The sequence below is a fragment of the Heliomicrobium undosum genome (genome assembly GCF_009877425.1).
Taxonomy (GTDB): domain Bacteria; phylum Bacillota; class Desulfitobacteriia; order Heliobacteriales; family Heliobacteriaceae; genus Heliomicrobium; species Heliomicrobium undosum.
Window position 1 is genome coordinate 77,095 of record NZ_WXEY01000013.1, and the last position, 6,557, is coordinate 83,651.

Here is a 6,557-nt window from a genome sequence, read left to right on the forward strand (position 1 = left end):
TGGCATGATAGTCCGACTGTTACCCTACCGGGTTCATGTCTCAGGGATCACTGCGGCGTTTTACCCTTATTCCCCGTCGCTTTTTGACAGCCCCACGGCTGGGGGGGGCTTGCGCGGACCTTTGACCCTGGAGAGGAGCCGTTGGGCGAATTCCTTCACCTCCGGCGTCCCCAGGATGAGGAGTGTGCCCCCGTATACGGCAGCCGCTGCTGCGCCCGCAAGGACCATGGAAATGACCGTCGCCCACCAACCGCCTCCCGGGAAAAAGGAATAGAGCCAAGGAAAGCCCACGGCCAGGACGAGTCCCATCAGGGCCGACGCAATCACCGCCTGGTAAAAGACCTTCCACTGCGTTCCGAAGGACCAGCCGCCGACGCGCCGGTAGAGCAGCCATCCCAGAATCACCATGTTCAGGACATTGGAAATGGATGTGGCCAGCGCCAGGCCGCCATGGGAGAGCCAGGGGATGAAGAGAAAGTTCATGGCCACATGGATGAACACCGTCAGCGCGCCGATTTTGACCGGCGTGGCCGTGTCATGAAGCGAGTAAAAACCGCGGGTGTACAAATCGCGGACGGCTGACGGGAAAAAACCCAGGCCGTAAAAAACGAGGGCGAAGGCGGTCATCGCGGCCCGCGTGGCGTCGAATTCCTCCCGCTGAAACAGCACCTGGATGATGGGACCGCTCAGAACCACCGTCACCACCATGACGGGCAGCAGGATCAAGGCGTAATAGCTGACACCCCGAGCAAGGGTGTTTTTGAAACCCTCCCGATCGCCCACCGCCAACAAGGCGGACAGCGCCGGCAACATGGGGATGGCGACAGCCGAGACAAAGACGCCCATCGGGAGTTGAGCCACCGTATTGGCGTATTTCAGCGCGACGACGCTCTCCTCGGAGATGGACGCCGCCATATTGCTGTCGATGAGGATGTGGATCTGGCTCACACCGACGCCGAAGAGCACCGGCAGGATCATCGTCCAGAGTTGCCGGACGAGGGGATTGTCCAGCCCCAGCGTCGGGTAGTAACGAAATCCTTCCTTCATCAGGGTCGGGATCATGACGACAAAGGACACCAATGCCCCCAGGGTTGTCCCCCAGGCGACGCCATGGATGCCCCAGCGAGGAGCCAACAAATAGATGGAGGCGATGACAACGAGGCTCGACAACAAAGGACCGATGGAGGAAACGAAATAGCGGTTCAAGGAACTGAGAACGGCCATGGTCACGCCGCCCAGCGATGACAGTATGAGCGTAGGAAAAAGAATAACGAGCAGTTCCCCTGTCAGGTCAAGCAGTTGCGACGAAAAATCAGTAGCCAGGAGGAAAGCGACCTGCCGTGAAAAAACCATCCCGAGGACCACCAGCAGAGATATGCCAAACAACACGGTGTTTAAAACAGCGCTGGCCAAACGCCAAGCCGCATCCCGATGCCCCTTTTCCATCTCGGCCGTAAAAAGCGGGATAAAAGCGGCGCTAAAGGCACCTGTCAGGGTGATGCCGACAATGTTTGGCAGGTTAAAGGCCACCACAAAAGGGCCGAGAACCTCGGCGCCGAACTTGGCGCCCACGAAGATCTCCCGGACAAGCCCGATCGCCCTCCCCAACAAGGTAAGGACCATAATCAACGCGGCTGCTTTTGCGATTCGTTGTGCGGTCAAGTGAATTGCCTCCGATACATCTCATCAATCTCTGCAACGATGCTTAATCCCTTGCCGGCAAGTAACGCAGCAACAGCAATGCCAAAGCCCCGCCAGCCAAAGCCGTGAACAGTTGCGGCAAAGAAAGCGCCTTGGCAACCGGCGGCGGGACTTGGATCAGGTAGTTGACAGATAAGGCCAAGAGGAGAAACTTCAACGTCGCTCCCGCCGCCACAGCCGCCATTCCGTTTCTTTTATGCAGCCAGGCGAAGGTCACACAAAAGAGGATATTCCCGGCGGCGATAACGGGCACCACGAAAACCAAAGGCATGAAGCCTCCCAAAAAAGCCAGCACTGGTGTTAAGGCCCCTAATAGGACGCCGCTCCATAGGCCGTTGGCAGCCGTCGCGATGATCAGAAGGGCATTGACAGCCGGACCGGAAACCCACTGGAGTTTTACCTGCGTAAACAGCAGGGCCAAGGCCAATAACAGCGCCGTTCGGGTCAGTAAAGTAATGTTCATTCCAATCGCTCCTACGGGAATACAATTCGCATTTCCGATTATACCCCATCGCTTCCCGCAAACCAAAGGGTTCTTTTTTGAATTCATCAACAGCCTGAGATACGGGGGTCATCGTATGGATGAATATACCGTCCTGGAAACGTAACCTCTATGTTTGCTGGTTTGGTTCCTTTGTCATCGTAGCCGGCATGAACCTATCCATCCCATTCCTGCCCGTATATATTGAACAACTCGGACACTTTTCCGTTGCAGAGATCGAAATATGGTCAGGTCTCGCTTTCGGCGCCGCCTACCTTGTTTCGGCCATCGTCTCGCCTATTTGGGGACGTATGGCTGACCGGTATGGTCGAAAGCCTTTGCTCTTACGGTCCAGTCTGGGGATGGCGATCACCACGGCATTGACAGGTCTGGTGAGCAACGTGTACCAATTGATGGGCATGCGCCTGCTAACCGGCGCGATTTCTGGATATTATTCCGCCGCCGTCACCCTGGTAGCCTCGCAAACCCCGAAAGAGCATGCCGGTTGGGCGCTGGGCACTTTTTCGACTTCCATCGTCAGCGGCACTTTGCTCGGCCCGATTGTGGGGGGGTATCTTGCAGAGATACTCGGGCTTCGCAATGTGTTCTTTATCACCGGCGCAATGATGTTTGTCGGATTTATTTTTACGGCTTTGTTTGTCAAAGAAGAATTCATGGCCGTTGCGAAAAACAATGTTTCCTCTACAGACCTTTGGGGGTTGATTCCCGATCCTGCCGCGATCCGAGCGCTGTTCATCTGCACACTTTCTCTTACGACGGCAACCCTCACCATAGAGCCGATCATCACTGTCTATGTAACCCAACTCAATCAAAGCGATTCCTACTTGACTTTGTATTCCGGAGCCGTTGTGTCCGCATCCGGTTTGGCGAACGTCATGTCCGCATCCTATCTGGGAAAAGTGTCTGATCGCATTGGTCCCGAAAAAGTGTTGCTCGGAGGTCTTATTGCGTCAACCATCCTTTTGATTCCTCAAGCCTTTGTTCAAAACATTTGGCAATTGATTGGACTGCGGTTTTTGGCAGGCATTGCCATCGCCGCTTTGCTTCCCTCCATCAATTCGCTGATTCGTCGTTCGGTGCCCACTTCGGTTACGGCGAGGATTTTCGCTTATAACCAATCTTACTTTATGATCGGCAACATTATGGGCCCGCTGCTGGGTGGAATCGTCGCTGCCAGGCTGGGAATCCCCTATGTCTTCTATGCGTCCAGCCTGTTGCTGATGCTCACCGCTTTATGGATCAGACTTCGACTGGCCCCATCTCATGAGACGTCAACAGGGAAATAAACAGGAGGTCTTCAAAATGACTGCAACAAATAAGAGCGCATCTTCCATGATTATGGATAAGTTTCTGAACATGGTGCAATCGCACAACCTTGTCCCAAAAGAATGCTCAAAAATCGTTATTTTCTATTCAGGCGGAAAAGACGCATCGGTCTTGGCGCACCTGTTTGACGCGTACAGACAGACCCACCGTCCGGATCTCACGATCACCTTGATCACCATCCCTTTTCCGAAAATGATCTATCAATCTCCCGATGAGACGCAGCAAAAGTTGGTCCAGCACGCGCTGAGTTACTGGAAATCCAAGGGTTTTACCCATCGTATCGCCACTTTGCCTGAAGGTCTGAACGACTCCGTTTTCGATGGGGTGGTTGCTCCTTGCCGCATCTGTGAAAAAGTGAAGACGCGGATCGCCTTCGAGGAGTTGTGCAAGGAAGAGTATGCCGGATCGGTTGTCGCGGTGGGGCATACAGTAGAAGATATCGCCGGATACCTGTCGGAACTCTTTTACATCGGTTCCGCCTACGATAGCTGGCAGGAGATGCGGGAAAGCGCGCCCACCCTTTTTGCGCGCGTCGTTGAGTTGTCTCGGCGGTTACATCCGAAGAACACGCCTTTTGCTCATCAGGGAAAAATCACATATATCAAACCGCTGATCGAGTTGGAAGAGGATTTGCTCCGCCAGTATGCGCGCGAACAAGACTTTCCCTGCATCCCCGAAAACTGTGCCGAGGTTCGCAGCAAAGACTTTGTCATGTATAAGCGTTTTGTCATGACCAGCATCGAATGGCTACGAGGCAGGTATCAGTATGATCCTGAAATTTCGTCAACGTTCTTGTTCCGAAACTACCTGAAGATGATGGATCGTTATGCATCCCTGGGCTTCATACCGCCGCTGGAAGAGATCCAAAAGATGAACATCGAGGCTGGTTTCTAACGCAATCACAGACAAAAAACAAGGGACTGCCCGCGCTACGGGGGGCAGTCCCTTGTTTTTTGCTCTTCTTTTAAGAAACGCCAGAGATCAGACGTGGAAACGAAGAACGAGATTCCGCAGTTCGTCAGACATTTGCCCCAGCGTCTGGGCATGATCTTTGATCTGCTCCATGATCGCCACCTGTTCTTGCGTCGCTGCGGCCATATTTTCCGAACCGGCCGACGAGCGCTGAGCGATCTCTTTGATTTTTTCTATGTCTGCATGGATCCCATTTCCCTTTGCGACCATCTCTTGGACGGACTCCGCGACAAGTTCCGTGTTTGCAAGAACGTCCGCAATCGAATTGGCAATCGCATCGAAGAACTTGTTCACTTCGGAGACTACCCGGGAACCTTCTTCCACTGTCGCCGTCCCATGGGTCATGGTTTGTACGGCGCTGTTTGTATTCACCTGTATTTCCTCAATCAGATGCCGGATCTCATTTGCGGCAGATCCCGATTGCTCCGCCAGCTTTCTTACCTCATCGGCGACTACGGCAAAGCCTCGTCCCTGCTCCCCTGCTCTCGCCGCTTCGATCGCCGCGTTTAAAGCCAGCATGTTGGTTTGGGTGGCGATATTGGAGATGACTTCAACAATCTGCCCGATGGCTTGAGAACGATCTCCCAGCGTGTTGATCACGCGGGCGGAGTCATTGACCGACTGTTGGATCGTTCCCATCTGCTGGTTGACGCGAACCAATGTTTGCCGCCCTTTTTGCTCGTTGGCGGAAGCCTCGTTCACCGCTTTGGCCACTTCCTGTGTTCGTTCCAAGACAACCTGTATGGAATTGGACAGTTCCCGCACACTGGTCCCCGATTGGCGTGTTCTTTCGACCGTTTCCTCGGATCCCATGGCAACCTCTTGAGAGCTGAGGGCAATCTGCTGGGTGGCCAACACGGTTTGTTCGCTGCTTTCCAGCATCCTCCGCGATGATTCAGCGACATGGCTCGTATTGTCTTGCACCTGTCCCACCAATGTCCTCAGGTTATCAGCCATTGTCTGGAAAGCTCGCGTCAACTCGCCCACTTCGTCCGCTCCGGCTTTGATGCCCTGGTAATCAACGGTCAAGTCCCCGCCGGCCATCTGGAGCGCCATCCCTTTTAAAGCAATGATCGGATTGACCGCCTTGGTGGAAAGATAATAAGTCAAAGCCCCGACAGCGAACAAGATCAGCAAGGACACCATGAGAATGATCTGAATGGTATTGTGAAAGGGGGCTAAAACCTCGTCGGCCGGTATCACAACGGCGACTGACCAGTCCAGGCCGGGCACGGGAGCAAAACTGATATAATTTTCACGGTTATTGCTTCCGTAAAAACTGGAGAGGCCCGATTCCCCGTTGGCCATCTGCTCGTTGACCTCTTTAAACTTCGGGGGAACGTTTTCGTCTTTGAGGAAGTTTGCCTTCATGGGCAAATCTTTTTCGGGGTGGGCCACCACCATACCGTTGCGATGCAGCAGATAGGCGTAGCCATTCTGTCCAATCTTATATGTAGAGATCTTCTCTGAAATCTTGTCGAGCGCAATTCCGGCGAGAACAAACCCCTGGAAGCTCCCGTTCTCCATTACCGGGACCATGGTGTTGATGATCGCCTTGCCCGTGTTTTTTGAAATAATCGGCGAAGAGGTCACTGTTTTTCCGGTTTCGACTGCTTTCTTATAAAAGTCACGATCACCGATAAAGGTTCTCGGCAAATTGCCGGTCGCATAGCCATCTGCTTCCCCGTACATCAAGGAGAAGAGATGGGGCTTTCTCTTCATTTCCGCCAGGAGATAGTTTCTTGCTTCATCAGGGCTTTGTTTTCTCGCCGGAGATTGGCTTAACATCTCCGCTTCATCCCTGACATCATGGTACCAGTTGCCCACATCGGAGGCGACGCCCTTCGTTTCCGAGGTTAATGTCGTTTTGATCTGCCCTTCAAAAATGGTCTTGACATTGTAGTAGACGATCCCGGCGATGCTGGAGATGGCTACGACGAGCATTACAAAAATGAACACCGATAACTTTGTCCTGATGCTCTGCATAGAAACCCTCCTATAAAACAAGAATTGGAGCGGATCCATCCACTCTATTTCATTACAGGTATTATATTAA

At 53.3% G+C, this 6,557-nt stretch carries 5 protein-coding genes; 2 read left to right on the top strand and 3 right to left on the bottom strand.

All coding sequences use genetic code 11. The features are described 5' to 3' along the window. Positions 1–66: 66 nt before the first annotated feature. Together murJ and GTO91_RS12065 are read right to left on the bottom strand one after the other, a co-directional pair. Positions 67–1,662, bottom strand: a complete 1,596-nt coding sequence (murJ, locus tag GTO91_RS12060; protein ID WP_161258971.1) for a murein biosynthesis integral membrane protein MurJ — start codon at positions 1,660–1,662, stop codon at positions 67–69. Between the two features lie 43 nt (positions 1,663–1,705). Next, positions 1,706–2,164 carry an ECF transporter S component gene (locus GTO91_RS12065; RefSeq protein WP_161258972.1) on the bottom strand — a complete coding sequence of 153 codons (459 nt, stop codon included), beginning with the start codon at positions 2,162–2,164 and terminating at the stop codon, positions 1,706–1,708. Positions 2,165–2,283: 119 nt separating this feature from the next. On the opposite strand from GTO91_RS12065, the gene GTO91_RS12070 reads away from it, so the two are divergent. Together GTO91_RS12070 and GTO91_RS12075 are read left to right on the top strand one after the other, a co-directional pair. Beyond that, a complete protein-coding gene (locus GTO91_RS12070; protein ID WP_170294224.1) occupies positions 2,284–3,489 on the top strand; it encodes a multidrug efflux MFS transporter in 1,206 nt (401 codons plus the stop codon). After that, positions 3,467–4,423: a tRNA lysidine(34) synthetase gene (locus tag GTO91_RS12075; protein WP_161258973.1), complete on the top strand. Its 957-nt coding sequence runs from the start codon at positions 3,467–3,469 to the stop codon at positions 4,421–4,423. Before GTO91_RS12070 ends, GTO91_RS12075 begins: the two co-directional genes overlap by 23 nt. 87 nt (positions 4,424–4,510) lie before the next feature. Here the strand turns inward: GTO91_RS12075 and GTO91_RS12080 are convergent, their stop codons facing one another. Next, positions 4,511–6,460: a methyl-accepting chemotaxis protein gene (locus GTO91_RS12080; RefSeq protein ID WP_161258974.1), complete on the bottom strand. Its 1,950-nt coding sequence runs from the start codon at positions 6,458–6,460 to the stop codon at positions 4,511–4,513. Positions 6,461–6,557: the final 97 nt, after the last annotated feature.

What these genes read in the sequence shown, in the direction of transcription:
- GTO91_RS12070 (WP_170294224.1), top strand. Translation starts at nt 2,284, where the DNA reads ATGAATATACCGTCCTGGAAACGTAACCTCTATGTTTGCTGGTTTGGT.
- GTO91_RS12075 (WP_161258973.1), top strand. Translation starts at nt 3,467, where the DNA reads ATGAGACGTCAACAGGGAAATAAACAGGAGGTCTTCAAAATGACTGCA.
- GTO91_RS12065 (WP_161258972.1), bottom strand. Translation starts at nt 2,164, where the DNA reads ATGAACATTACTTTACTGACCCGAACGGCGCTGTTATTGGCCTTGGCC.